This window comes from Streptomyces iakyrus, assembly GCF_000717055.1.
GTDB classification, from domain to species: Bacteria; Actinomycetota; Actinomycetes; order Streptomycetales; family Streptomycetaceae; genus Streptomyces; species Streptomyces iakyrus.
Genome location: NZ_JNXI01000007.1, coordinates 37,011 through 60,034 on the forward strand (window position 1 = coordinate 37,011; position 23,024 = coordinate 60,034).

20 protein-coding genes are annotated in these 23,024 nt (G+C 72.1%); 14 read left to right on the forward strand and 6 right to left on the reverse strand.

Annotation, left to right across the window (positions count from 1 at the left end):
* Window positions 1-281 precede the first annotated feature (281 nt).
* Entirely contained in the window at window positions 282-2,438 is a 2,157-nt protein-coding gene (locus tag OO68_RS13370; RefSeq protein ID WP_033308715.1) for a PP2C family protein-serine/threonine phosphatase, read from the forward strand.
* Window positions 2,439-2,554: 116 nt separating this feature from the next.
* On the opposite strand, the gene OO68_RS13375 is transcribed toward OO68_RS13370, so the two are convergent.
* A complete protein-coding gene (locus OO68_RS13375) occupies window positions 2,555-3,922 on the reverse strand; it encodes a S1 family peptidase (RefSeq protein WP_033308545.1) in 1,368 nt (455 codons plus the stop codon).
* Between the two features lie 744 nt (window positions 3,923-4,666).
* On the opposite strand from OO68_RS13375, the gene OO68_RS13380 reads away from it, so the two are divergent.
* From OO68_RS13380 to OO68_RS13420, 9 genes are all read left to right on the forward strand, one after another.
* Window positions 4,667-4,882 carry a hypothetical protein gene (locus OO68_RS13380; protein ID WP_003994898.1) on the forward strand — a complete coding sequence of 72 codons (216 nt, stop codon included), beginning with the start codon at window positions 4,667-4,669 and terminating at the stop codon, window positions 4,880-4,882.
* A gap of 117 nt (window positions 4,883-4,999) precedes the next feature.
* Complete coding sequence (locus OO68_RS13385) at window positions 5,000-5,806, forward strand: biotin/lipoyl-containing protein (RefSeq protein ID WP_033308546.1); 807 nt, start codon at window positions 5,000-5,002, stop codon at window positions 5,804-5,806.
* The gene (locus OO68_RS13390) at window positions 5,803-8,028 is read left to right on the forward strand and encodes an NHLP family bacteriocin export ABC transporter peptidase/permease/ATPase subunit (RefSeq protein WP_033308547.1); all 2,226 of its coding nucleotides are present in this window, start codon (window positions 5,803-5,805) and stop codon (window positions 8,026-8,028) included. The genes OO68_RS13385 and OO68_RS13390 overlap by 4 nt, the downstream gene beginning before the upstream one ends.
* 1 nt (window position 8,029) lies before the next feature.
* Window positions 8,030-10,891 carry an NHLP bacteriocin export ABC transporter permease/ATPase subunit gene (locus tag OO68_RS13395; protein ID WP_033308548.1) on the forward strand — a complete coding sequence of 954 codons (2,862 nt, stop codon included), beginning with the start codon at window positions 8,030-8,032 and terminating at the stop codon, window positions 10,889-10,891.
* A gap of 139 nt (window positions 10,892-11,030) precedes the next feature.
* Window positions 11,031-12,038, forward strand: coding sequence for a Ppx/GppA family phosphatase (locus OO68_RS13400; RefSeq protein WP_033308549.1), 1,008 nt, complete (start codon window positions 11,031-11,033; stop codon window positions 12,036-12,038).
* Between the two features lie 58 nt (window positions 12,039-12,096).
* Window positions 12,097-12,291, forward strand: a complete 195-nt coding sequence (locus OO68_RS13405; RefSeq protein WP_033308550.1) for a hypothetical protein — start codon at window positions 12,097-12,099, stop codon at window positions 12,289-12,291.
* Window positions 12,292-12,351: 60 nt separating this feature from the next.
* Window positions 12,352-13,359, forward strand: coding sequence for an iron-containing redox enzyme family protein (locus OO68_RS13410; RefSeq protein WP_033308551.1), 1,008 nt, complete (start codon window positions 12,352-12,354; stop codon window positions 13,357-13,359).
* A gap of 21 nt (window positions 13,360-13,380) precedes the next feature.
* Window positions 13,381-14,037 (forward strand): HemK2/MTQ2 family protein methyltransferase, encoded by a 657-nt coding sequence (locus OO68_RS13415; RefSeq protein WP_245236965.1) that lies wholly within the window; start codon window positions 13,381-13,383, stop codon window positions 14,035-14,037.
* Window positions 14,018-14,224 carry a CDGSH iron-sulfur domain-containing protein gene (locus OO68_RS13420; protein WP_033308553.1) on the forward strand — a complete coding sequence of 69 codons (207 nt, stop codon included), beginning with the start codon at window positions 14,018-14,020 and terminating at the stop codon, window positions 14,222-14,224. The genes OO68_RS13415 and OO68_RS13420 overlap by 20 nt, the downstream gene beginning before the upstream one ends.
* A 162-nt stretch (window positions 14,225-14,386) precedes the next feature.
* Here the strand turns inward: OO68_RS13420 and OO68_RS13425 are convergent, their stop codons facing one another.
* Window positions 14,387-14,821: a protease inhibitor gene (locus tag OO68_RS13425; protein ID WP_033308554.1), complete on the reverse strand. Its 435-nt coding sequence runs from the start codon at window positions 14,819-14,821 to the stop codon at window positions 14,387-14,389.
* A 326-nt stretch (window positions 14,822-15,147) separates the two neighbouring features.
* Between OO68_RS13425 and abmR the strand changes: the two genes are divergently transcribed.
* Together abmR and OO68_RS13435 are read left to right on the forward strand one after the other, a co-directional pair.
* Entirely contained in the window at window positions 15,148-15,690 is a 543-nt protein-coding gene (gene abmR / locus OO68_RS13430) for an ATP-binding transcription factor AbmR (protein WP_033308555.1), read from the forward strand.
* A 107-nt stretch (window positions 15,691-15,797) separates the two neighbouring features.
* The gene (locus OO68_RS13435; RefSeq protein WP_033308556.1) at window positions 15,798-16,967 is read left to right on the forward strand and encodes a lactate 2-monooxygenase; all 1,170 of its coding nucleotides are present in this window, start codon (window positions 15,798-15,800) and stop codon (window positions 16,965-16,967) included.
* Window positions 16,968-17,026: 59 nt separating this feature from the next.
* Here the strand turns inward: OO68_RS13435 and OO68_RS13440 are convergent, their stop codons facing one another.
* From OO68_RS13440 to OO68_RS13450, 3 genes are all read right to left on the reverse strand, one after another.
* Window positions 17,027-18,652: an RICIN domain-containing protein gene (locus OO68_RS13440; protein WP_033308557.1), complete on the reverse strand. Its 1,626-nt coding sequence runs from the start codon at window positions 18,650-18,652 to the stop codon at window positions 17,027-17,029.
* 330 nt (window positions 18,653-18,982) lie between these two features.
* The gene (locus tag OO68_RS13445) at window positions 18,983-19,360 is read right to left on the reverse strand and encodes a hypothetical protein (RefSeq protein ID WP_031110699.1); all 378 of its coding nucleotides are present in this window, start codon (window positions 19,358-19,360) and stop codon (window positions 18,983-18,985) included.
* Window positions 19,361-19,363: 3 nt separating this feature from the next.
* The gene (locus OO68_RS13450) at window positions 19,364-19,609 is read right to left on the reverse strand and encodes a hypothetical protein (protein WP_033308558.1); all 246 of its coding nucleotides are present in this window, start codon (window positions 19,607-19,609) and stop codon (window positions 19,364-19,366) included.
* Between the two features lie 175 nt (window positions 19,610-19,784).
* Between OO68_RS13450 and OO68_RS13455 the strand changes: the two genes are divergently transcribed.
* Window positions 19,785-20,714, forward strand: a complete 930-nt coding sequence (locus OO68_RS13455; protein WP_033308559.1) for a sigma-70 family RNA polymerase sigma factor — start codon at window positions 19,785-19,787, stop codon at window positions 20,712-20,714.
* Window positions 20,711-22,195, forward strand: a complete 1,485-nt coding sequence (gene qcrB / locus OO68_RS13460; protein ID WP_033308560.1) for a cytochrome bc1 complex cytochrome b subunit — start codon at window positions 20,711-20,713, stop codon at window positions 22,193-22,195. Before OO68_RS13455 ends, qcrB begins: the two co-directional genes overlap by 4 nt.
* Here the strand turns inward: qcrB and OO68_RS13465 are convergent.
* Window positions 22,186-22,977: an alpha/beta fold hydrolase gene (locus OO68_RS13465; protein ID WP_033308561.1), complete on the reverse strand. Its 792-nt coding sequence runs from the start codon at window positions 22,975-22,977 to the stop codon at window positions 22,186-22,188. The two genes, qcrB and OO68_RS13465, sit on opposite strands and share 10 nt — an antisense overlap.
* Window positions 22,978-23,024 lie beyond the last annotated feature (47 nt).

Below are 23,024 nucleotides of genomic sequence, written 5' to 3' on the forward strand. Positions count from 1 at the left end.
TATTGAGCGCGTGCCCCATTGTTCGCGACCGTGACCCTGCGTGGGCGCGGAGAACCGGCCATCAGGGTGCGCGGGGGCGCACGCCCAGCGCCCGTACGCCCGGCCACGCTTCGACTACGGGGGCATGGGTCGGGGCGGTCGGGGTAGGCACATGCCCCCGGCGGGGCCGCAGCACAGGTGACCGACGGTAACCGGGGTGGCTCCGGAGCCGCTCGTCGTGCGGGACGGGCCGCCAGGGGGGAGATTTGTTCCTGGACCCGGTCGCGCGGCCGTGCGAGGAGGTGGTCGGCGTGTCCGACGGGCAGTCCTCCGCTCAGGCGCCGGCAGCCGCCAGGGCGCCGGTCGGCCGCCCCGTGCTCTCCCTGGCGCTGGCCTCGATGATGGACGAGGTGCACGCCCACTCCGGCGCGGTGTACCTCATGGCACCCGATCAGCCGGTGCTGGAGATGGCGGTGATGGCCGGGCTGCCGCGGGCGTTCGCGGCACCCTGGGAGCGGGTGGGCCTGAGCGCGCCGATCCCGGTCTCCGACGCGGCGCGCGAGCGGCGGCTGGTGTGGGTCGGGGGCGAGGAGCAGATGGCCCGGCTCTACCCGCGGATCGCGGTGGTGCTGCCGTACCCCTTCGCCCTGGCAGCGGTGCCGATCGCCACCCAGTCCACCGTCTACGGCGCGGTCTTCGTGACCTGGCCGGGCGCGCATCCGGCGGAGATGTCCGACCACGAGCGCGAGCATCTGACCGCGGCCTGCGGCCGGCTGGCGGTCCGGCTGGAGCGGGCCGCCGAGCACAGCGTCCCGCCGCACCCCGAGGCCGATCTGCTCGCCGCGCCCCTGGTGGGCGGCATGGCCGGCACGCTCGGCACGGTCGAGGCGGCCCGGATGGTGAGCCGGCTGCCGTACGGGCTGGTCTCGCTGGACCTGCACGGCCGCATCGGCTTCGTGAACGCGGCGGCGGCCGAGCTGCTGAACGTCCCGGTGAGCCGGCTGCTCGGCACCCAGCTGTGGGCGTCGGTGCCCTGGCTCAACGACCCGGTGTACGAGGACCGCTACCGGGCCGCGCTGCTCAGTCAGCAGGTCACGTCGTTCGTGGCGCTGCGCCCGCCCGGCGAGTGGCTGTCGTTCCGGCTGTACCCGAGCACGACGGGTCTGAGCGTGCGCATCACCAGGTCCAGGGCCGTGTCGCGGATGAACCGGACCGCACCGCCGCCCGACGGCGCCCCCTCCCGGCTGGTCACCATCTCGCAGGTGCTGGACCTGGCCGGGGCGCTCACCGAGGCGGTGGGGGTGCAGGACGTGGTGCAGCTGGTCGCGGACGAGATCGCCCCGGCCGTGGGCAGTCAGGCCCTGGTCGTGCTGGGCTCACGGGCGAACCGCCTGCAGGTGCTCGGGCACCGCGGATACCCGGACCCCCACCTGGTGGAACGGTTCGACGGGATGCCCCTGACCGAGCCGACACCCGGCACCCAGGTGCTGCGCACGGGCGTGCCCGCCTTCTTCGAGTCGCAGGAGCAGCTGGAGCGCCTGTACCCGGCGCGGCTCGCGACCCCCGACGGATTCGCGGCCTGGGCCTATCTCCCCCTGATCGCCCAGGGCCGCCCGGTGGGGACGTGCGTGCTCTCCTACGCCGAGCCGCACCCGTTCCCGACGGAGGAGCGGGCGGTGATGACCAGCATGGCCGGGCTGATCGCCCAGGCGCTGGAGCGGGCGCTGCTCTACGACGCCAAGCACCGGCTCGCGCACGGCCTCCAGGAGGCGCTGCTGCCGCACTCGCTGCCGTCGCTGCCCGGCATCGAGGCGGTCGGCCGCTATGTGCCGGCCACGCAGGGCATGGACATCGGCGGGGACTTCTACGACCTGGTCGGTACCCGGGGGACGGCGGCGGCGGTGATCGGCGACGTCCAGGGGCACAACGTGACGGCGGCCGGGCTGATGGGGCAGGTCCGCACGGCGGTGCGCGCGTACACGACGGTGGGGCAGGCGCCCGAGGAGGTCATGCGGAGCACCAACCGGCTGCTGCTCGACCTGGGGTCCGACCTGTTCGCCAGCTGCCTGTACCTGCGGCTCGACCCGGAGCACGGGCGGGCCGTGATGTCCCGGGCCGGTCACCCCCCGCCGCTGTTGCGACGACCGGACGGAAAGGTACGCGTCCTCGACCTGGCGGGCGGACCGCTGCTGGGCATCGACGCCTCGGCGGTGTACCCGACGACGGAGGTCGTTCTGGCTCCCGGTTCGCTCCTCGTCCTCTACACCGACGGACTGGTCGAGTCGCCGGGCACGGATTTCGAGGAGGCGCTCGCGGAGCTGGGCCGGCGGCTGGGCGACGCCGGGGACCAGCCGCTGGACGAACTGGCCGACCGCCTCGTCCATCAGCAGCGGCAGCGCACGGACGGGGAGGAACGGCTGGACGACATCGCCCTGTTGCTGATCAGGGCCCTCGGGTAGGCCGCGGGCCGGGCCGGCACCCCGGCCGGGAACGCCGGTGGCCGGCCCGGTACCGCCAGGAAGGGGGCGGAACCGGGCCGGCGGCGTCGGACCGGCTGCCGACGGCTGTGGGGGTGTCAGCGGCTCTCGACGAGACCGGAGTTGTCCTCGACACCCTGGCCCGCGTCCTGACCGGCACCGGCACCGGCCTCGTCGCCTCCGGCCTGCTCACCGGCCCCGGCCTCTTCACCGGCGCCGGCTTCCTCACCGGCGCCGGCTTCCTGACCGGCACCGGCCTCTTCGCCCGCACCGGCCTCCTGGCCGGCACCGGCGTCCTGGCCGGCACCGGCCTCGTCACCGGCACCGGCACCGCCGCCCGCGGCACCGCCCGCGCCGAGGGTCGCACCGACCGCCTCCAGGGCGGTGGTCACCGGCTGGAAGAACGTCTCGCCGCCGACCGTGCAGTCGCCGCTGCCACCGGAGGTCAGGCCGATGGCGAGACCGTCCTGGGTGAACAGCGAGCCGCCGCTGTCGCCGGGCTCGGCGCAGACGTTGGTCTGGATGAGGCCCGTGACGGTGCCCTCCGGGTAGTTCACCGTGGCGTCCAGGCCGAGGACCTGGCCGTCGGCGAGCCCGGTGGTGCTGCCCATCCGGAAGACCTCCTGGCCGACGGTCGCCTCGGCGGCCTCGGTGATCGGGACGGTCTGGTTGCCGGTGTTGACCTCGCTGGGCGCCTCGGTCGCCGGGTCGTCGTACTTCACGAGTGCGAAGTCACCGTTGCCCGGGAACGTCGACTGGTCGACGGTGGCGATCGGCTGACCGCCCTGGGTGTCCGACCACTCGTTGCCGCCGAGGGTGCAGTGACCGGCCGTCAGGAAGGCGGGCGAGCCGTCGCCCGCGGTGACGTTGAAGCCGAGGGAGCAGCGCGAGCCGCCCGCGAAGATGGCGTCGCCTCCGGAGACGAACGGCTTGAAGGTACCGGGGGACTTCTTGAGCGTGGCCATGCCGGAGCCGAGCTCCTGCACGGTGCTCTCCAGTCTGTCCCACTTGGCACCGGTCACGGTGCTGTCGGCGGTCACCAGGAGCTTGTTGGTGCGCGGGTCGATCGACCAGGAGGTGCCGGCGATGGTCGCCTCGGACTTCAGCGTCGAGGCGCCGTCCTGGAGCTCCGACCAGCTGTTGTCGACCTCGCGGACCTTCGCGCCGGCCGCCTTCGCCTGCACGATCACGTTGTTGTTGTCGCCCGGTACCACGTTGACGACGAGCTGCTGGCTGTCGCCGTCGTAGTAGGAGCCGCCGAACGCCTCACCGAGGAGCCCGGAGAGCTGCGAGGCGAGATCCGAGGCGTCGCCCGCCTTCAGGGTCTTCGGCGCGGCGGCGGCGTCGTCGGACGAACCGTCCTGCGAGGCGTTGGCGTTGGGGAGCAGGATCGCGGCCGCGCCGAGCGCCACCACGCTGCCCGCCGCTATCGCGGCCTTGCGCTTCGGAATTCGCTTGTGACTCAAACTTCTCTCCTCCTGGGGAACGGAGTAGGTGCCGCCGTCCGGCAGCTTCTGGGGGGCGCCTGGATGGCTGTTGGTACGCACGGGCCGCACGGGGCGTTCAATTCCGATTGCAAGTGATCCCTTCGCATCGCGGAATCAGCCAACTCCCGCCGCCCGCACGGCGACCACGCGGTCCCCTGCCCCCCTGCTCGCACAGGGCCGGTCCAGGAGAGCGGGTCAGGCCGGACCGGGGAGATCCATGGCCGAATGACGGCCTTTCAGCGACGGGCGCCCGCCGACCGGGCGGAACGCAACCCTCCGTATCCGCCCGGAAACGATCCGTCGACGTCACAGGGCCAAATCCCGGCTTCAGCGAATCTGCACATCGAATGCTCAACCCGGTCACCGAAATGAGGGTTATCCACACCCCGGCAGGGTCGGACACGCCTTTGGGGCGGGAGTGCCGGATTCGCCGCCCCGCCGGGCAAGGGCCCGGATGCGCCGATGCGGTGCCGCATGTGAAGAACTCGCCGCCAAGCCGTGCACGAACCTGCACGGATCGGTGCCGCTGAGGCGCAAGTTGCCTGGTGAGGCGGGTGGTTGATTGGAAGCGCGGAGCAGCGGCGTGCTTTGATCCATCGCACCGCGGGGGCCGCTCAGGGCACTCGGAAACGGATGCCCGGTGCTCGCGGTCGCGGCCGTCATCTGTCCCCAGAGGGGGCCGCTCCCCCCTTGTGAGATATCCATATGAAGGGAAGTTCCATCATGAACTCCACCCCCCAGGTTGAGACCGTCGAGATCGCCGACGCCCAGCTCGACGCCATCTCCGGCGGCCTGTCCGTGAACGCCGTGAACACCGTCACCGACACCGTTGACGGCATTGCCCCGGTCTCCGGCCTGGTGGACACCGCCGTCGGCACCGTCGAGGGCGTCACCGGCCTCAACACGGCCCCGGTCACCGGCCTGGTCTCCGGCCTCTGATCGAGCCCTTGTGCCGTTGATTCCCGGAACCGCAGCCGGCGGTTCCGGGTTCTTCGGGTTCCGTAGAAGCTTTACGCCTCGGCCGTCCGTACCTCTTCCACGGGTGAGGGAAGTTCCTTGCAGTTCCGCCAACAGGCCCTCGCCAAGCTCCAGTCACCGGAGGAACTCGACCTGCCGGTGCGCTTCGCCCGCCCGCAGGGCTGGCTCGTGCTCTCGGTGACGGTGGTCGCGATGGCCGCCGCCTCGGTGTGGGCGGTGACCGGCTCGGTGACCTCCACCGTCAGCGCACCCGCCATCATCACGCACGGGCAGGGCAGTTACGTCCTGCAGAGCCCCGTCGCGGGCCAGGTCACCGCGGTGCTCGCGAAGCAGGGCGAACAACTGCCTTCGGACTCCCCCGTGCTCAAGGTACGCACGGGCAAGGGAGAAGCAGTCGTCCGTACGCTCGACGCGGGCCGGGTCTCCGCGCTCGCCGCGACCGTCGGGCAGATCATCCAGACCGGCGCGAACGTCGCCGCCGTCGAGAAGGTCGCCCGCGCCGGGGACCCGCTCTACGCGACCGTGTACGTCCCCGCCGAGAACGCCGCCTCCATCCCCGACGACGCGGCCGTCGACCTCACCGTGCAGTCGGTGCCGACCCAGGAGTACGGCGTGCTGCGCGGCCATGTGAAGTCGGTGGACCGCTCGGCGCAGTCCCCGCAGCAGATCGCCGCGTTCCTCGGGGACAGCCAGCTGGGCGAGCAGTTCACCAAGAAGGGCAGACCGGTGGCCGTGACGGTCCGGCTGGACAGGTCCTCCGCCACCAAGAGCGGCTACACGTGGTCCTCCGCGGACGGGCCCCCCTACAAGCTGGCCTCCATGACACTGGCCTCCGGTTCGATCCGGCTGTCCGACCAGCGTCCCGTCGACTGGCTGCTGCCATGAGCGCGACCGCACAGGAACCCCGGAGCAGGCGCCGCGCCGCCCCGCCCAAGCGCAAGGTGCCCAAGGCCCGGGCGAAGACCGTCCGCACGCCCACCGTGCTCCAGATGGAGGCCGTCGAGTGCGGCGCCGCCTCCCTGGCGATGGTGCTCGGCCACTACGGCAAGCACGTCCCGCTGGAGGAACTGCGCATCGCCTGCGGTGTCTCCCGGGACGGCTCACGCGCGAGCAACCTGCTGAAGGCGGCCCGCTCCTACGGCCTGACGGCCAAGGGCATGCAGATGGACCTGGCAGCCCTCGCCGAGGTCACGTCGCCGGCCATCCTGTTCTGGGAGTTCAACCACTACGTCGTCTACGACGGCATGGGGCGGCGCTTCGGCCGCCGGGGCGTCTACATCAACGACCCCGGCAAGGGCCGCCGGTTCATCCCCATGGAGGACTTCGACGGCAGCTTCACCGGTGTCGTGCTGGTGATGGAGCCCGGTGAGGACTTCGCCCGGGGCGGCCGCAAGCCCGGGGTCCTGGGCGCGATGCCGGCCCGGCTGCGCGGCACGGCGGGCACGATGCCCGCTGCGGTGCTGGCGAGTCTGCTGCTGGTGGCGGTGGGCGCGGCGGTCCCCGCGCTGAGCCGCACCTACATCGACGAGTTCCTGATCGGCAACCAGACCTCGCTGCTCGACGTGCTGTTCCCGTCGATGGCGGCGTGCGTGCTGCTCACGGTGGTGCTGACCTGGCTCCAGCAGGCCAACCTGCTGCGCGGCCGCATCATCTCCTCCACCCTGTCCAGCGCCCGCTTCCTGCGGCATCTGCTGCGGCTGCCGGTGACGTTCTTCTCCCAGCGCAGCCCGGCCGACCTGGTCCAGCGCCTGCAGTCCAACGACGCGGTGTCCGAGACCCTGTCCCGGGACCTCGCTGCGGCGGGCGTGGACGCGGTCGTGGTCGTCCTGTACGCGGTGCTGCTGTACACCTACGACCCGCAGCTCACGTTCGTGGGCATCGGCGTGGCCCTGCTGAACATCGTCGCCATGCGGGTGGTGATCCGGCTGCGGGCGACGCGCACGGCGAAGCTGCGCGCGGACACGGCCCGGCTCACCAACACCGCCTACACGGGCCTTCAGCTGATCGAGACGATGAAGGCGACCGGCGGCGAGGACGGCTACTTCCGCAAGTGGGCCGGGCAGCACGCCACCACCCTGGAGGAGCAGCAGCGCCTGGGCGTGCCGAGCGCCTGGCTGGGCGTGGTCGCGCCGACGCTGGCCACCGTCAACAGCGCGCTGATTCTCTGCATCGGCGGTATGCGGGCGGTCGAGGGGCACATCTCGGTCGGCCTGCTGGTCGCCTTCCAGGCCCTGGTCGCCCGGTTCACTGCCCCGCTGACGCGGCTGAACGGCGTCGCGGGCCGCATCCAGGACTTCGCGGCGGACGTGGCCCGGCTGAAGGACGTGGAGAACTTCAAGGCCGACCCGCTCTACGGCCGGCCCGGCGCGAGCGAGTCCACGCGCCGCCTCCAGGGCCATGTCGAACTGGAGAACATCACGTTCGGCTACAGCCCGCTCGACAAACCCCTGCTCACCGGCTTCGACCTGACGGTCGGCCCCGGGCAGCAGGTGGCGCTGGTGGGCGGTTCGGGCAGCGGCAAATCGACGGTGTCCCGGATGATCTCCGGGCTGTACGCGCCGTGGGAAGGCGTGATCCGCATCGACGGGCAGCGCATCGAGGACATACCGCGCGGGGCGCTGGCCGCCTCGGTCTCCTTCGTCGACCAGGACGTGTTCCTCTTCGAGGGCACCGTCCGCGACAACGTGGCGCTGTGGGACCCGTCGATCCCGGACGACGCGGTGGAGGACGCGTTGCGCGACGCCGCCCTGTACGACGTGATCACACGCCGCCCGGGCGGCATCCACAGCAAGGTCGAACAGGACGGCCGCAACTTCTCCGGCGGGCAGCGCCAGCGCCTGGAGATCGCGCGGGCCCTGGTGCGCCGGCCGAGCATCCTGGTGCTCGACGAGGTGACGAGCGCGCTGGACGCGGAGACCGAGCAAGTCGTGATGGACAACCTGCGCCGGCGCGGCTGCGCCTGCGTGGTGATCGCGCACCGGCTGAGCACGGTGCGCGACAGCGACGAGATCGTCGTCCTTCAGCACGGCACGGTCGTGGAGCGGGGACGGCACGAGGACCTGGTGGCGCGCGGCGGCGCGTACGCGGCACTGGTCAGGGAGCGGTGAGATGACGGCCGTTCACGAAGGGCACGACGGCGACCTCGTGCTGGGAGCCTTCGGGCAGATGGGCTCGCGCATCGACTGCGCCGGGTTCAACCGGCTCGACCTCGAAGGCCCGCAGGTGCTGTGGCTGGTCGCGTCCGGCGCCGTCGACCTCTTCGCGGTCGACGCCGGACAGCAGGGCCACTGGCACCACTTGGGCCGGCTGGAGGCGGGTTCGCTGGTGCTCGGCCCGGTGCCGGGACCGCAGCACACCCTGGTGGCCCGGCCGCTGCGGGACTGCGTGGTGCACCGCATCGGCCTGCGCGAGCTGTACCAGCCCGCCAACACGGCGACCTGGTCCTACGACGAGTACGGCAACCCGCAGTACGTGCCGCCGACGACGAGTCCGCTGGAGTACGCGCTCGCCCTCGGGGTCGGCCGCAGTCTGTCGATCCTCTTCCAGGCGCCGATGGCCACCGAGCGGGCCGCGGCGCCCGGGGCTCCCCCCGCGCGAGCGCATTCGAGCGTGGGGGACGACGACGACGTGTTCTGGATGCAGGTCCCGCCGGGCAGCGTGCAGTACGGCTCGCTGTACGGCGCGGAGGCCGCGGCCGACCTGCTGATGGACCCCGCGCTGTGGCAGTCGGTGGTCGACCAGCAGTACCGGCTGCTGACCACGCTGGACCGCTGGATCGAACAGCTGGAGCGCACCCACGAGACGCGCACGGCCGAGGGCATCAAGGCCGGTGAGACGGTGCGCGCCCAGGCCGACCAGACGCTGCTCGCCTCCATCGGGAAGCGGTCGGGCAAGCGGACCACCTCGGCCGACGCCGACGCCACGTACGCGGCCTGCAAGCTGGTCGGGCAGGCCGCCGGGATCCGGATCACCGAGCCGACTCAGAAGGGCACCGGGGGCGACCGCCTCGACCCGGTCGAGCAGGTCGCCCTGGCTTCCCGCGTGCGGACCCGGGCCGTACGGCTCGACGGCCGCTGGTGGCGGGACAACGTGGGGCCGCTGGTCGGTCAACGGGCCCTGTCGGGCACGCCGGTGGCGCTGCTGTGGCGGCGCGGCGGCTATGTCGCGGTGCATCCGTCGACCGGGCGTGAGACGCCGATCGAGAAGGCCAACGCCGACGAGTTCGAGCCGCGCGCGGTGATGTTCTACCGTCCCCTGCCGGAGCGGGGGCTCAGTCCGCTGCGGCTGCTGCGGTTCTGTATGCAGGGCATGCGCGGCGATCTGACGGGCCTGCTGCTCAGTGGTCTGGTCACGGTGGCGATCGGCGCGCTGGTGCCCATCGCGACCGGCAAGGTGCTGGGCGAGTTCGTGCCGAAGGCGCAGACGGACCTGATCGTGCAGGTGTGTCTCGCGGTCTTGCTGAGCAGTGTGGTGGCGGCGGCCTTCATGCTGTTGCAGAACCTCACCATCCTGCGGATCGAGGGCCGGATCGAGGCCACGCTCCAGCCGGCGGTGTGGGACCGGCTGCTGAGGCTGCCGACGAGGTTCTTCACCGAGCGCTCCACGGGCGAACTGGCCAGTGCGGCCATGGGCATCAGCTCGATCCGCCGGCTGCTGGCGGGGGTCGGGCCGACCGTCGCCCAGTCGGTGACGGTCGGCGCGATGAACCTGGGGCTGCTGCTCTGGTACAGCGTGGCGATGGCGATGGCCGCGATCGGGATGCTCGTCGTCATCGCGGCGGTGTTCCTGGGGCTCGGGCTGTGGCAGGTGCGCTGGCAGCGGCGTCTCGTGGTGCTCTCCAACAAGCTGAACAACCAGGCGTTCCAGACGCTGCGGGGCCTGCCCAAACTGCGGGTGGCCGCCGCCGAGAACTACGCGTACGCCGCGTGGGCGTCGGAATTCGCGCGCAGCCGGGAGCTCCAGCAGAAGGTCGGCCGCATCAAGAACCTCACGACGGTGCTGGGCGCGGTGTACCTGCCGCTGTGCACCCTGCTGATGTTCATGCTGCTGGCCGGTCCGGCCCGCGGCTCGATGTCGGCGGCGGCGTTCCTCACCTTCAACACCTCGGTGACGATGGTGCTGACCTCCGTCACCCAGCTGACGGGCGCGTTCGTCTCGGCGGTGGCCGCGCTGCCGCTGTTCGAGGAGATCAAGCCGGTGCTGGACGCGACGCCGGAGGTGCGGACGGCGAGCACCCGGCCTGGTCCGCTGACCGGGGCGATCGAGGCCCGACGGGTGTCCTTCCGCTACGCGGACGATGGCCCGCTGGTCCTGGACGACGTGTCGTTCGAGGTGCGGCCGGGCGAGTTCGTCGCGATCGTCGGCCCGAGCGGCTGCGGCAAGTCGACGCTGCTGCGGCTGCTGATCGGCTTCGACCGGCCGGTTTCGGGAAGTGTGCTGTACGACGGTCAGGACCTCGCGGCCCTCGACCAGTCGGCGGTGCGCCGCCAGTGCGGCGTGGTGCTCCAGCACGCGCAGCCGTTCAGCGGTTCGATCCTGGACGTCATCTGCGGCACGGAACCGTACACGCCGGAGGAGGCGATGGCCGCCGCCGAGATGGCCGGTCTCGCCGAGGACATCAAGCGGATGCCGATGGGGCTGCACACCATCGTCGCGGGCAGCGGAGCCGTCTCCGGCGGTCAGCGCCAGCGGCTGATGATCGCCCAGGCACTGATCCGGCGGCCGCGCATCCTCTTCTTCGACGAGGCGACCAGCGCGCTCGACAACGAGACGCAGCGCACGGTCATCGAGAGCACCAAGGCCCTCAACGCCACCCGGGTCGTCATCGCGCACCGGCTGTCGACCGTGATGGACGCCGACCGGGTCGTGGTCATGGAGGACGGCAAGGTCATCCAGCAGGGCCCGCCCGCCCAGCTGCTCGCCGACACCCAGGGACGGCTGCACGAGCTGGTGCGGCGCCAGATGGCGTGACGCGGCGCGTCCCTCACAGTCCCGGCGAAGCATCGCCGTTTCGCCGGGACCGCTGACACGGCGGCCCCCGGTGGCGCGTCCTCGCCGGTCCACGGCGTGCGGTCTGTTGAGCCGGCCCGTAAACGGGTACCCACCGCCCATGCGAATCAGCGTGGTGGACGTGGGATCGAACACGGTCAGACTGGTGGTCGCGGACGCGGCGGACGGGGTGCCCCTGCCGGTGCACACCGCCAAGTGGCGACTCAGGCTGTCCGAGCAGGTCACACCAGGGGGACCCGTCCCGGAGCGAGCCGTGGACCAACTCGTCGACGCGGTGGCCGAGGCGAGCAGGACCGCCACCCGGTGGGGTGCGGCGGGCCCGCTGGCCTTCGCGACCGCCGTGGTGCGCAACGCGCCGAACCGGCACGAGGTTCTGCGCACCGTCCGCGCCCGTACGGGCGTCGACCTGTGCACCCTGCCGGGCGAGGTCGAGGCCGAACTGACGTTCCTCGGGGCCCGGCGCTGGATGGGCTGGCGATCGGGGCCGCTCGCCCTGCTCGACATCGGCGGCGGCACCTTCGAAGTCGCGTTCGGACGCGGCCGGTTGCCCGACTTCGTGGCGTCCCTGCCGCTGGGCGCACGGCGGCTGACGCACGAGTTCTTCGCGGACGAGGATCCGCCGTCGCCCGAGCGGGTGCGGGCGCTGCGCCGCAAGGTCCGCCACCAGCTGCGGGACGTCGCGGCACGGATCCGCTGGGAGGGCCCGCGCACCGCGGTCGCCACTTCCCGCACCTTCCAGCAGCTGGGGCGGCTGTGCGGCGCGGCGCCCGGACGCCACGGCCCGTTCGTCGACCGGCAGATGCACCGCTCCGAACTGCGGGCGGCGATCGCCCGGCTGGCCGCCCTGCCCGCCGCCGAACGCGCGCACCTGCCCGGCATCTCCGCGCCGCGCGCCGCGCAGAGCCTGGCGGGAGCCGTGGTCGGGCACACCGCGCTGAAGCTGACCGGCATCAAGGCCGTCACGGTCTGTCCGTGGGCGATCCGCGAGGGGGTGCTGCTGCGCCACATCGAGGACGGCCCCTCCTGGTGGGCGGAGGTCGCCCGCCGCAGTGCGGAGGCCGCCCCTCCCGACCCGGTGCCGCTGCGCATCGCCGCGGCCTCCCGCTGAACCGCCCACGGCCGGGGCGTGACGTACCGGACGACGCACCGACAGGAAGGAGACCCCCGTGTCCCAGCACAAGGACCACGACCAGGACCAGCACGGCAAGCCGCCCGAGACGGCTCTGGAGGAGGTGCTGCGGGAGGTCGAGGACGCCGAGAACCGCACCGGGGACTCGGAGGAGCAGCGCCGTCACCGGGGCGAGGCCGGGGAGGCCATCACCCCCAACGCGCGAGCGCAGGAGGAGTCCGAGGGCGACTGACCCGCCAGGGCGGTGGCACACGGCGGGTGACCCCGGCCGCCGGGCGGGTACCCGGCGCGCATGGAGCACGAAGGACCACCACTGCCCACCCCGCGCGGCCCGCTGAGCAGGGGCGTCGACGCCTGTCTGCGCGGTGCGGGCCGCCTGCCCCGGCTGGAGGACGTCGCCCGCGCCGAGGTGTACGGCGACGACCTCCAGCTTGCCCTGTACCTGTGCTACGAGCTGCACTACCGCGGCTTCGCGGGCGTCCCGCCGGAGCGTGAGTGGGACCCCGACCTGCTGCGCGTCCGCGGCGCCATGGAGCAGCGCTTCCTGTCCGCGCTGCGCACCGACGCGCACGTCCACGACAGCGTGGACGAGGCACTGGCCGGCCTGCTGGTCGAGCCCGTCGAGGGCACCGGCGTCACCCACTTCCTGCGGGACGAGGGCGAGCTGTGGCAGGTGCGCGAGTACGCGGCCCAGCGCTCCCTGTACCACCTCAAGGAGGCGGACCCGCACGCCTGGGTGCTGCCGCGCCTGTGGGGCCGGGCGAAGGCGGCGATGGCGGCGGTCGAGTTCGACGAGTGGGGCGGGGGCCGCGCCGACCGCGTGCACGCCTCGCTGTTCGCCGATCTGATGACGGACCTGGGCCTGGACACCACGTACGGCCGTTATCTCGACGCAGCGTCCGCCGAGGCCCTGGTCACCGTGAACATGATGTCGCTCTTCGGGCTGCACCGGGCGCTCAGAGGCGCCCTGGTCGGCCACTTCGCGACGGTCGAGATCACCTCGTCACCCGGCTCGCGGCGGCTCGCCGAGGCGATGCGCCGCACCGGCGCCGGACCCGCGGCCGAGCACTTCTACGACGAGCACGTCGAGGCCGACGCGGTCCACGAGCAGGTGGTGCGCCACGATGTCATCGGCGGACTGCTGGAGAGCGAGCCGCATCTCGCCCCGGACATCGCCTTCGGCATCGACGCCACCGAATTCGTCGAGGAACGCTTCGGCACCCGGCTGCTCGCCGACTGGCGGGCATCCCGTTCGTCACTGTGCGCACCACTTGCCCGGGAAGCAGCTCATACCTCCTGATTGCCGGGGTACCCGGTGTCCGTGATTGCACTGGTACCCCCGGGCGTGTACGCCCCGCAGGAGGACACCGAGTTGCTGGCCGGTGCCCTGTCCGACGAACCGCTGCCTCCGGGGGCGGAAGTCCTCGACGTGGGCACCGGCAGCGGCGCCCTGGCCCTGGAGGCCGCGCGCCGCGGCAGCCGTGTGACCGCCGTGGACCTGTCCTGGAGCGCCGTGTGGGCCGCGCGGCTCAACGCCCGTGTGGCAGGGCTGCCGGTCCGGATCCTGCACGGGAATCTGTTCGAGCCCGTGCGCGACGAGATGTTCGATCTGATCCTGGCCAACCCGCCGTACGTGCCGGCGCCGGACGGTCATCGCAGGCCGCCGCGGGGCGCGGCCCGGGCCTGGGACGCGGGCGGCGACGGACGGCTGGTCGTCGACCGGATCTGCCGGCAGGCGCCCGGTCTGCTGCGGCCGGGCGGGGTCCTGCTGCTCGTGCAGTCTGCGCTCAGCGGGCCGGACCTGACCGTCCAGCAGTTGCGCGCGGCCGGCCTGAAGGCCGCCGTGACCCGCCGGCGCCGGATCGCGCTCGGGCCGGTGCTGCGCGGCCGGGAACACTGGCTGCGGCAGCAGGGGCTGCTGTCCGCCGCCGAGGACAAGGAAGAGCTGGTGGTCGTCCGTGCCGAACTCCCCGTCTGACCGGTCCGCCGCGCCTCGCCGCGTCGCCGTCCAGCGCAAGGGCCCGCTGCTCATGGAGGGGCCGGTGGAGGTGGAGCTGGAGGACGGCTCCGTCGTCACCTCCGACCGCTTCCGCGTGGCGCTGTGCACCTGCCGCCGCAGCCGTCGCTACCCATGGTGCGACACGAGCCATCGCGACCGGGCGTGAAGCCCGGGGCGTAGAAAGCCAGGGGCCGGCGGGCGGCCCCACTCCGCCCGCCGGCCCCCTTGCGCGAGATCGCGACTTTCCGTGACAACGGCCCGGCTCCCCAGCCACGGCCCGCTGCGCTTCACGGATTCAGCGCGATCCCGGTCTGTGGGATCGGCCCTCTCAGAAGGAGAAGACGCCCGTTCCGTAGGCGTTCTTCATGCAGTCGTTGGAGAAGGTGCGCTCGTAGGAGACGCGCTTGCCCTGCCACACGCCGTCGACGGTGACGACCACCGGGTCGTACTGCTTGGTGCACATCACGCCGTCCCTGGCGGTCAGGGCGTCGAAGTCGCCGCCGACGCCGCGCAGCTCCGCGCAGGCCGGTCCGGCCGCAGGGTGCGTGCCGGCGGGCGTCGGGGCACAGGTCAGGGTGACCGCGCGTTCCGGAGTCGTCGCGATCGCGCTCTCGCCGTGGCCCACCGTGAGGACGAGGGCCGAGGGGGCGTAGAGCGCGGTGGGGGCCTGGCCCGGATCGGCGAGAGCGGCCCCCGAGAGGGGTCCGCAGACGGCGGTGGCCGTCAGTCCGAGGGTCATGGCCCAGCGCGCGGTGGTCCGCATTGTGTGCATCCTTCCGCATCGATTACAGGGTGTGCCGGCCCTTGCTCGGTCGGTGCCCGGGGCGGCGAGCGCGAGTCTGCCGAGTCCGCCGCGGAAACACACATCGACCCCACGGGTTTCAGTAACCTTGCGTGTTGAATCAGTGGCGCGAAGTTACGGAATCCGGACCGGTGAAGCCCGTAACTGCGCGGTCCCCCAGGTCACGAAGCGGCCAGATGGCTGATTTCCGTGCGTTCGTTAATAGGCCTGAAACATTCCGATTCCGCTCTCGGCCGACTGCTTTGTGATGCCTTGCGTTCATGGAACGGCCGAGTAATCGTCATTACATGATTACGACCGAGCAGACAGAGAAGCTTCGCGGCTGGTTCGCAGGCCGGCTGCCCGACGACCTCTTCGAGGAGCTGACCGAGATCACGGTCGACCGCGAGGAGATCACCGTGATCGGCCGCATCCCTACACCGCGGCTGGCCGAGGACGCCCCGGCCGCCGAACGGGAGGCGGCCCTGGAGAGCCGGGCGCAGGAGTTCCGGGAGCGCACCCGCGAGGACCGGATGGCCGTGGCCCGCGAGGCCGAGCACCGGTTCCGCCGGAAGGTCTCCTGGGGCGTGGAGTGCGGCGGGCGGCGGACGCTCTTCACGCACGTGGCCGCACCGGTCATGACGCGGCTGCGCCAGCCGGAGCGCCAGGTCCTCGACACCCTGATCGCCGGAGGCGTGGCCCGCAGCCGCAGCGACGCGCTGGCCTGGTGCGTCCGCCTGGTCCAGCGTCATACGGACGACTGGCTCACGGAGTTGCGCGACTCCCTGGAACACGTACAGCGCGTCCGCTCCCAGGGCCCGGACACCGAGCCGCGGCCGGACGAGGAGTGACCCTGTGCGGACCCCGTCCGCCCCCGGTCCGCCGGAGCGCATACCGATCGGTATCCTCGCCCGCACGGCACGGTCTCGACGAGGAGACGACGAGAGGCGGGCGTACGGTGGGCAAGCACTGGGCGGACTTCCAGTACGAGATCTATCTGAACGGCATGTCGGGCGCCGTACCGCGTCTGCCCACCGATCTGACCCGGCTGGAGGAGCTCACCGAGCAGCGGCTCGGGCCCGGCCCGGTCGGCTACGTGGCGGGCAGCGCGGGCAACGGCAGTACGGCCCGCGCCAACCGGGCGGCCCTGGAGCGCCGCCGGATCGTGCCGCGCATGCTGCGGGACGTGCACGAGCGGGACCTGTCGGTCGAGGTGCTGGGCCGCGTCCTGCCCGCCCCCCTCGCGCTGGCGCCGGTCGGCGTGCTGTCGATCATGCACCCGGACGCCGAGCCCGCCGCGGCCCGGGCCGCCGCCGCGCAGGGCGTGCCGTTCGTCCTGTCGTCGGCGTCCAGCACCCCCATGGAGCAGGTCGCCGAGGCCATGGGGGACGCCGAGCGCTGGTTCCAGCTGTACTGGCCGAAGGACCCGGAGGTGGCACGCAGCTTCCTGGACCGCGCCAAGGCGGCCGGGTTCACCGTTCTGGTCGTCACCCTGGACACGCCGCTGCTGTCGTGGCGGCCCCGCGATCTCGACCAGGCGTACCTGCCGTTCCTGCACGGCGTCGGGACGGCCAACTACTTCTCGGACCCGGCGTTCCAGGCGGGTCTGGCCAAGCCGGTGCACGAGGATCCGAACGCCGCCGTGATGCACTTCGTCGGGATGTTCTCCGACCCGGCCAAGAGCTGGCCCGACCTCGCGTTCCTGCGGGAGAACTGGGACGGCCCGATCGTCCTCAAGGGCGTCCTGCACCCGGACGACGCGCGGCTGGCCGCCGGCGCCGGCATGGACGGCGTGATCGTCTCCAACCACGGCGGCCGCCAGGTGGCCGGGTCCGTCGCGGCGGCCGACGCGCTGCCCCGCGTCGCAGAGGCGGTGGGCGACCGGCTCACCGTCCTGTTCGACAGCGGCGTCCGCACCGGTGACGACATCGTCAAAGCCCTCGCCCTCGGCGCCCGCGCGGTCCTCGTGGGCCGTCCGTACGTCTACGGCCTCGGTCTCGACGGCCAGTCGGGCGTCGAGCACGTCATCCGCTGCCTGCTGGCCGAGCTCGACCTCACCCTCGCCCTCTCCGGGCACGCGACGCCGGGCACGATCGGCCCGGCCGACCTCGTCGAGGATCCGGTCTGACGGGGTGGGCTGCGCCGCGTGCTCGCCGCGCAGCCCCGCTCGGGCCCCGGGGCCCGTCGTCAGGCGGTCCGGCCGTCGGTGACTGTCACCTGGCGGGCCGCCGGGTCGTCCTGCTCCTCGATCGACAGGGAACCCTCCGCCGTCGGCAAGGGCTCCGGCTGCCAGCGTTGTGCCTCGGAGGTGCGGTCGCGCACCTTGACGACGATGTCGGCGTCCGGGTCGTCGTCCGCCGGGGCGAGGGCGAGCCGTTCGTCCCAGCGGGGCAGCAACTCCCCCTGCACGGTGAGGTCGTAACGCACGTCGCCGCCCCGCTCGGCATCCTCGTCGGCGCAGGTGCCGAGGACGACGACACCGGCGTCCTTGTGGGAGTCCAGACACAGCCCGGGGTCGGCCACGCTGCGCAGCAGCCCGTCGTCCTCGTACGTCCACTGCTGCGTCCACACCGTCGAGCACTCCGCGAGCTTCGCGCCCGAGCCCTCCTTCGGCAGGCCCCGGATGTCGAGGCACAGGTCGGCGCCGGCGTTGCGCAGCCGTGTCACACCCGGTGCCGAGGGAAGCCCGGCGGTATCGGGCGGCGTCGCCGACGTGGGGCCCTTGCCGCCGGCGGCGCTGTTGGACCCGGCCGGGTCGGCCTCCCCGCCGTCGTAGGACGACGCGCTGATGATGAGCACCGTCGCCAGCACCCCGGCCGAGACCGCGCCGACGCCCGAGAGCAGCGCTCGTGACGAGCGCAGCGCTTCCGGAACCCCGCGGGCGGGCACGGGAAGCCGGGACAGCAGACCGTGCCGGCCGCCGCCCCGCCGGCCGCCGCCGCGCCGGCCGGAGCGAGCGCCCCGGCTCCCGTGGGACGCGCGTCCTGGGCGCGAGTCGAGGTAGCGGCGGGCGCCCCAGCCGAGGACCGCCTCGGCGATCAACGGCCCCAGCGGGCCCTCGAAATGGCTCAGTTGTTCCGCGGCGCCCCGGCAGTAGCGGCACTCGTCCAGATGCTGCTGGACATCCGGCAGGAGTGCACCGCCCCGGCGGATCGGGACGTCGAGGAGGCGGTTGTAGAAGCGGCAATCCTGGGTGGGCGCGAGTTCGCGATGGGCATGTACACAGCCTTCGCGGAATGTGTCCCGTGCCTGTTCGAGGAACGCCGACGCGATGTCGGTGTCCATGCCCAGCAGGCCGGCCGGGACGCTTAAAGGATCGGCCTCGACCTCGACATGCCACAGCAAACAGCGCGAGGCGGCGGGAAGTGCCTGGAATGCCCGCTCCGCGAGGATGCGATTTTCGGGCGTCATGGACGTCGCCGCGCGCAGCCCGCGCCCTCCGGCCGGTTTCTGGAGCGCGGGCAGAACGGCCGATATTCGATCGTCGCCGGACCACTCGCGGATCGTGTCGCGCACGGTCACCAGAAGGGCCGGGCGCAGCGCGACGGCCGACTCGCCGAAGGCGAGGCGGTTCAGGGTCCGGTGGAAGGCGGTTGTGGTCACCATCGCGGCGACCTGCGCCGACGAGGCGAGACAGATCACCGCGTAGTCGTGCACCGGCTGGTAGTGCCGCGCCATCAGCAGCGCGACGGAATGGGCGGCGACCTCGCCCTCCGGGCTGCCTCTCAGCGGAGCGGCGAGTGATTCATCGGATTCCCCCGGATCCCCGCCGGGCGGGGGATACGGAGGACGAGGGGGGTGGGGGGTGGGCACTGAGATGGTTCCTTCCCACGCATGTGACACACAGAGGTCATGCCGCCGCAAAAGGAGGCCCGGTTGGTGCGTACCTCTTTTGGCGCGGCGCGGGAGGTGCGAATTCACCGACGGTGAATCGGATGCGGTCCACAAATCACGTGCGACACCCGGCCATTCCCCCCGCACGCGTGTTTCACTCTTCCACAACCCCCACACGGCCAACAAGGCGCCCGGACAACATCCCCGCCATTGACAGAAAGTCAGAAACGGGGGAACGGATGCTCGCGGTTCGCACCCGTTTTCGACATTTCCCTGCGGCCCGTATGAATCGGGCGCCCCGTCCGTTCCTCAGATCTGCCAGGAACGCAGCCGGTCCGCCGCGCCGTACACGTCGGTGGTCCCGGACAGCAGATCGCGGGCGAGGTCGACGAGCGCCCCGTAGGGCGGGTCGATGCCCACGCCGCTGACGAACATGTACGCCACGGCGGTCGCACAGGCGAAGCGGGCGTTGGCCGAGGGCAGCGGCCGGAGCACGGTGATGGTGTGCAGCAGCGCGGCGGCCCGCCAGGCGGGGTCGGAGTTCACCCCGAGGCGCGGCGGGTCGACGCGGTGCCGGGCGACGGCGGCGACCAGCGCGGAGAAGTCGTTGACGGTGGGCTGGTCCGGCAGGACCTCCTCATGGCGCTGCAGCAGCCAGGGCACGTCGATATGGATCACGGGCGCCATGAGTCAGGCGGCCCGCCCTTCGCCCTTGACGGGCGGTTCGTCGTCGGGGAACGCGGCGGCGAACTCGTCGGCGTGGGTGGAGAAGAACCGGCGGAAGGCCTCCGCGCCTTCCTGCAGGGCCCGGTGGCGGGCTATGTCGGCCGCGGCCGCTTCTCGCACGAGCGCCTTCATGGACGTACCGCGCTCCTTGGCGATCTGCCTGAGGTCCTCAAGTTCGCGGTCGCTGAACTCCACGTTGAGAGCTGGCATGACTTCACGGTACCGCTCGGGTACTGACTCGTAAATACCCCGAGGTCAGCGCGGTCGCCGAGTGGTACCGGGACGGTGGACGGCCTGAGATGTGGGTCACATCGGGCCGGGCGATGTCACATGCCGGGGCCCTGCTCGGCTCGCAGTGGTGAGCGCGCCAGAGGAGGCCCCCGCAATGACCGAGAGCTCCGTACCCGGCACCGGCACCCCGCTCGACGCGGCGACCGGGGTGTTCGTCGACCATCGCGAGCTGCTGTTCGGCGTCGTCTACAACATGCTCGGCAGTGTCGCCGACACCGAGGACGTCCTCCAGGAGACCTGGCTCTCCTGGACGGCCCGCGGCGGCGGCGCTCCCCTGGCCGGTGTCGACAATCCGCGCGCCTACCTCGTCCGGGTGGCCGTCAACCACGCGCTGCGCCGCCGCGCCGTGATCAGCCGCCGGCGGGAGACGTACGTCGGCCCGTGGCTGCCCGAGCCCCTGGTCGCGGACGACACCGGGACCGCCGAGGACCCGGCCCTGCGTTCGGAGTCGGTGTCGCTGGCGATGCTGGTGGTCCTGGAGTCCCTCACGCCGCTGGAGCGGGCGGTGTTCGTGCTGGGCGAGGTGTTCGGCTACCCGCATGCCGAGATCGCGGAGATCATCGACCGCTCCCCCGCAGCCGTACGGCAGTTGGCGCACCGGGCCCGGGAGCACGTGCACGCGCGGCGGCCGCGGTACGAGGCGCATCCGCGGGTGCGGCGGGAGGCGACCGAGCGGTTCGTGCGCGCGGCCCTCGGCGGGGACATAGCCGAGCTGATGGAGGTCCTCGCGCCGGACGTCACGGCGTGGACGGACGCCGGAGGCAAGCGCCGGCGGGCGAGCCTGCGCCCGGTGCACGGCCGGGACAAGGTGACCCGTCTGCTCACGGCCGGCCGGGGCGGTCCGGATCACCCCGTGTGGCGCTACCGGCGTGTGAACGGGGACGACGCGGCGGTGCTGTTCGACGGCGACGCCCCGTTCGCCGTCCTGGTCCTGGACCTCACCCCGGAGGGCGACCGGGTGCGCGGTATCTACGTGGTGGCCAATCCGGACAAGCTCGCCCACCTCTCCGGGACGGCGGCGTGAGCGCCGGGCGCGGAGAGCGCCTCGCCGACTGGTTCGACGGGCGGCTCGGCACCCACACGCTGGGCAGGAAGTACCTGCGCAAGGTGTTCCCCGACCACTGGTCGTTCCTGCTGGGCGAGATCTGCCTGTACAGCTTCGTGGTGCTGGTCCTCACCGGCGTGTACCTGACGCTGTTCTTCCACCCGTCGATGAACGAGGTGACCTATCAGGGGAGTTACGTCCCGCTGAACGGTGTGCGGATGTCCGAGGCGTACGCGTCTACGCTGGACATCAGCTTCGACGTGCGCGGCGGGCTGCTGATCCGGCAGATCCACCACTGGGCGGCACTCGTCTTCGTCGCCGGGATGCTGACGCACATGATGCGGCACTTCTTCACGGGCTCGTTCCGCAAGCCGCGGGAAGTCAACTGGCTGTTCGGCTGGTCGCTGCTCTTCCTCGGTCTCTTCGAGGGGCTGTTCGGCTACTCGCTGCCGGACGACCTGCTGTCGGGCACGGGCCTGAGGTTCGTGCACGGCGCGCTGCTGTCCGTGCCGATCGTGGGGACGTACCTGGCGATGTTCCTGTTCGGCGGCGAGTTCCCCGGCGACGACATCGTGGCCCGCTTCTACGCGCTGCACGTGCTGCTGATCCCCGGGGTCATGGCGGCGCTGATCGTGGTCCACCTGCTGCTGGTCGTCTACCACAAACACACCCAGTTCCCCGGGCCCGGGCGCACCGAGCGCAATGTCGTGGGCTCACCGTTCATGCCGGTGTACCTGGCGAAGGCGGGCGGCTTCTTCTTCCTGGTGTTCGGGGTGCTCACGCTGATGGCGGCGGTGGCCACGATCAACCCGGTGTGGTCGTACGGTCCGTACCGCGCCGACCAGGTGTCGACGGGCGCCCAGCCCGACTGGTACCTCGGCTTCGCCGAGGGCCTGGTGCGGATCATGCCCGGCTGGGAGGTCACGCTGTGGGGGCACACGCTGGTGCTGGGCGTGCTGATCCCGGTCGTGGTGTTCCCGCTGCTGCTGGTCTTCATCGGCGTGTACCCGTTCCTGGAGGCCCGGTTCACCGGCGACCGGCGCGAGCACCATCTGCTGGACCGGCCGCGCAACCGCCCGGTCCGTACGGCGGTCGGAGCGGCCTGGATCAGCCTCTACCTCGTGCTCCTGGCGGGCGGCGGCAACGACATCGTGGCGACGCGCCTCCACCTGTCGATCAACACGGTGACGTGGGCGGTGCGGATCGCCGTGTTCGTCGTCCCGGCGGCCGTCTTCGCCGTCACCCGGCACATCTGCCTGGGGCTGCAACGGCACGACGAGGAACTGGTGCGGCACGGCCGGGCGACCGGCGTGGTCAAACGGCTGCCGCACGGCGAGTACGTCGAGGTGCACGAGCCGCTGGACCCGGCCCGGCTGCACACGCTGACCGCTCACCAGCGGCCCGGGGAGCCCGTCGGGCACGATCCGCGCCGGGCCCTGGCCGGGCCCGGTCAGGAGTGAGCGCGGCAGAACTCCCGGACGGTCCGGTTGAACGGTTCCGGCGCCTCGATGTTGCTGAGGTGCCCGACGCCGGGGAGGACGACGAGCGTGGCCCGCGGAACCGCTGCGAGGAACTGGCGGGCGACGGTCTCCACGGGTGAGCGCACGTCGAGCTCGCCCCACAGCAGCAGCGTCGGCACCTCGATCTTCGGCAGCAGATCGCGCTGGTCGGCCTCGGCCATGACGGTGAGCTCGGTCCGTATGCTCCGGGCCCGGGTGTCGGCCGACATCACCGACAGCAGGCGTACGGCCTCGGCGGACGGCTGCCCGGCGAAGAGGCCCGGCATGGTCGGGGCGAACACCTCGGCCGGGACGGCGAGCATCCGTTCCGCGCCCTCGACCCGTGCCCGCACGTCCGCCGCGGACAGCGAGCCCTTCCAGCCCGCGTAGGTGTCGACGAGGAGCAGTGTCCGGACGAGCTCGGCGTGGTGCCGGTAGAGCTCCAGCACGACGGTTCCGCCCCAGGACAGGCCGAGGACATGGGCCGGGCCGAGGTCCACGTCCTCGATGACGGCCGCCAGACAGCGGGCGTAGTCGGCCAGGGTGAAGGAGAGCGGCACGTCGGAGGAGCGGCCGGCGCCCGGTTCGTCCCAGGCGACGACGGTGAACTCGTCGGCCAGGTCCCGGGCCTGGCCACCGAACAGCCGGGCGTCCGTCGTGGCGCCGTGCGCGAGCACGAGGGGCGGGCCCTGGCCCACCCGGTCGTACGCGACCTCGATGCCGTCGACCCGCACCGCTGGCATGACACCAGGCTACGCGCGCATGCCGGGGGCGTCCTGTCGGCCCACTC

Bases quoted from the DNA above. Each gene is read 5' to 3' on its own strand.
- abmR (WP_033308555.1), top strand. From the start codon at position 15,148: ATGATTACGACCGAGCAGACAGAGAAGCTTCGCGGCTGGTTCGCAGGC.
- OO68_RS13395 (WP_033308548.1), top strand. From the start codon at position 8,030: ATGACGGCCGTTCACGAAGGGCACGACGGCGACCTCGTGCTGGGAGCC.
- OO68_RS13450 (WP_033308558.1), bottom strand. From the start codon at position 19,609: ATGCCAGCTCTCAACGTGGAGTTCAGCGACCGCGAACTTGAGGACCTC.
- OO68_RS13400 (WP_033308549.1), top strand. From the start codon at position 11,031: ATGCGAATCAGCGTGGTGGACGTGGGATCGAACACGGTCAGACTGGTG.
- OO68_RS13465 (WP_033308561.1), bottom strand. From the start codon at position 22,977: ATGCCAGCGGTGCGGGTCGACGGCATCGAGGTCGCGTACGACCGGGTG.
- OO68_RS13445 (WP_031110699.1), bottom strand. From the start codon at position 19,360: ATGGCGCCCGTGATCCATATCGACGTGCCCTGGCTGCTGCAGCGCCAT.
- OO68_RS13425 (WP_033308554.1), bottom strand. From the start codon at position 14,821: ATGCGGACCACCGCGCGCTGGGCCATGACCCTCGGACTGACGGCCACC.
- OO68_RS13455 (WP_033308559.1), top strand. From the start codon at position 19,785: ATGACCGAGAGCTCCGTACCCGGCACCGGCACCCCGCTCGACGCGGCG.
- OO68_RS13410 (WP_033308551.1), top strand. From the start codon at position 12,352: ATGGAGCACGAAGGACCACCACTGCCCACCCCGCGCGGCCCGCTGAGC.
- OO68_RS13390 (WP_033308547.1), top strand. From the start codon at position 5,803: ATGAGCGCGACCGCACAGGAACCCCGGAGCAGGCGCCGCGCCGCCCCG.
- OO68_RS13380 (WP_003994898.1), top strand. From the start codon at position 4,667: ATGAACTCCACCCCCCAGGTTGAGACCGTCGAGATCGCCGACGCCCAG.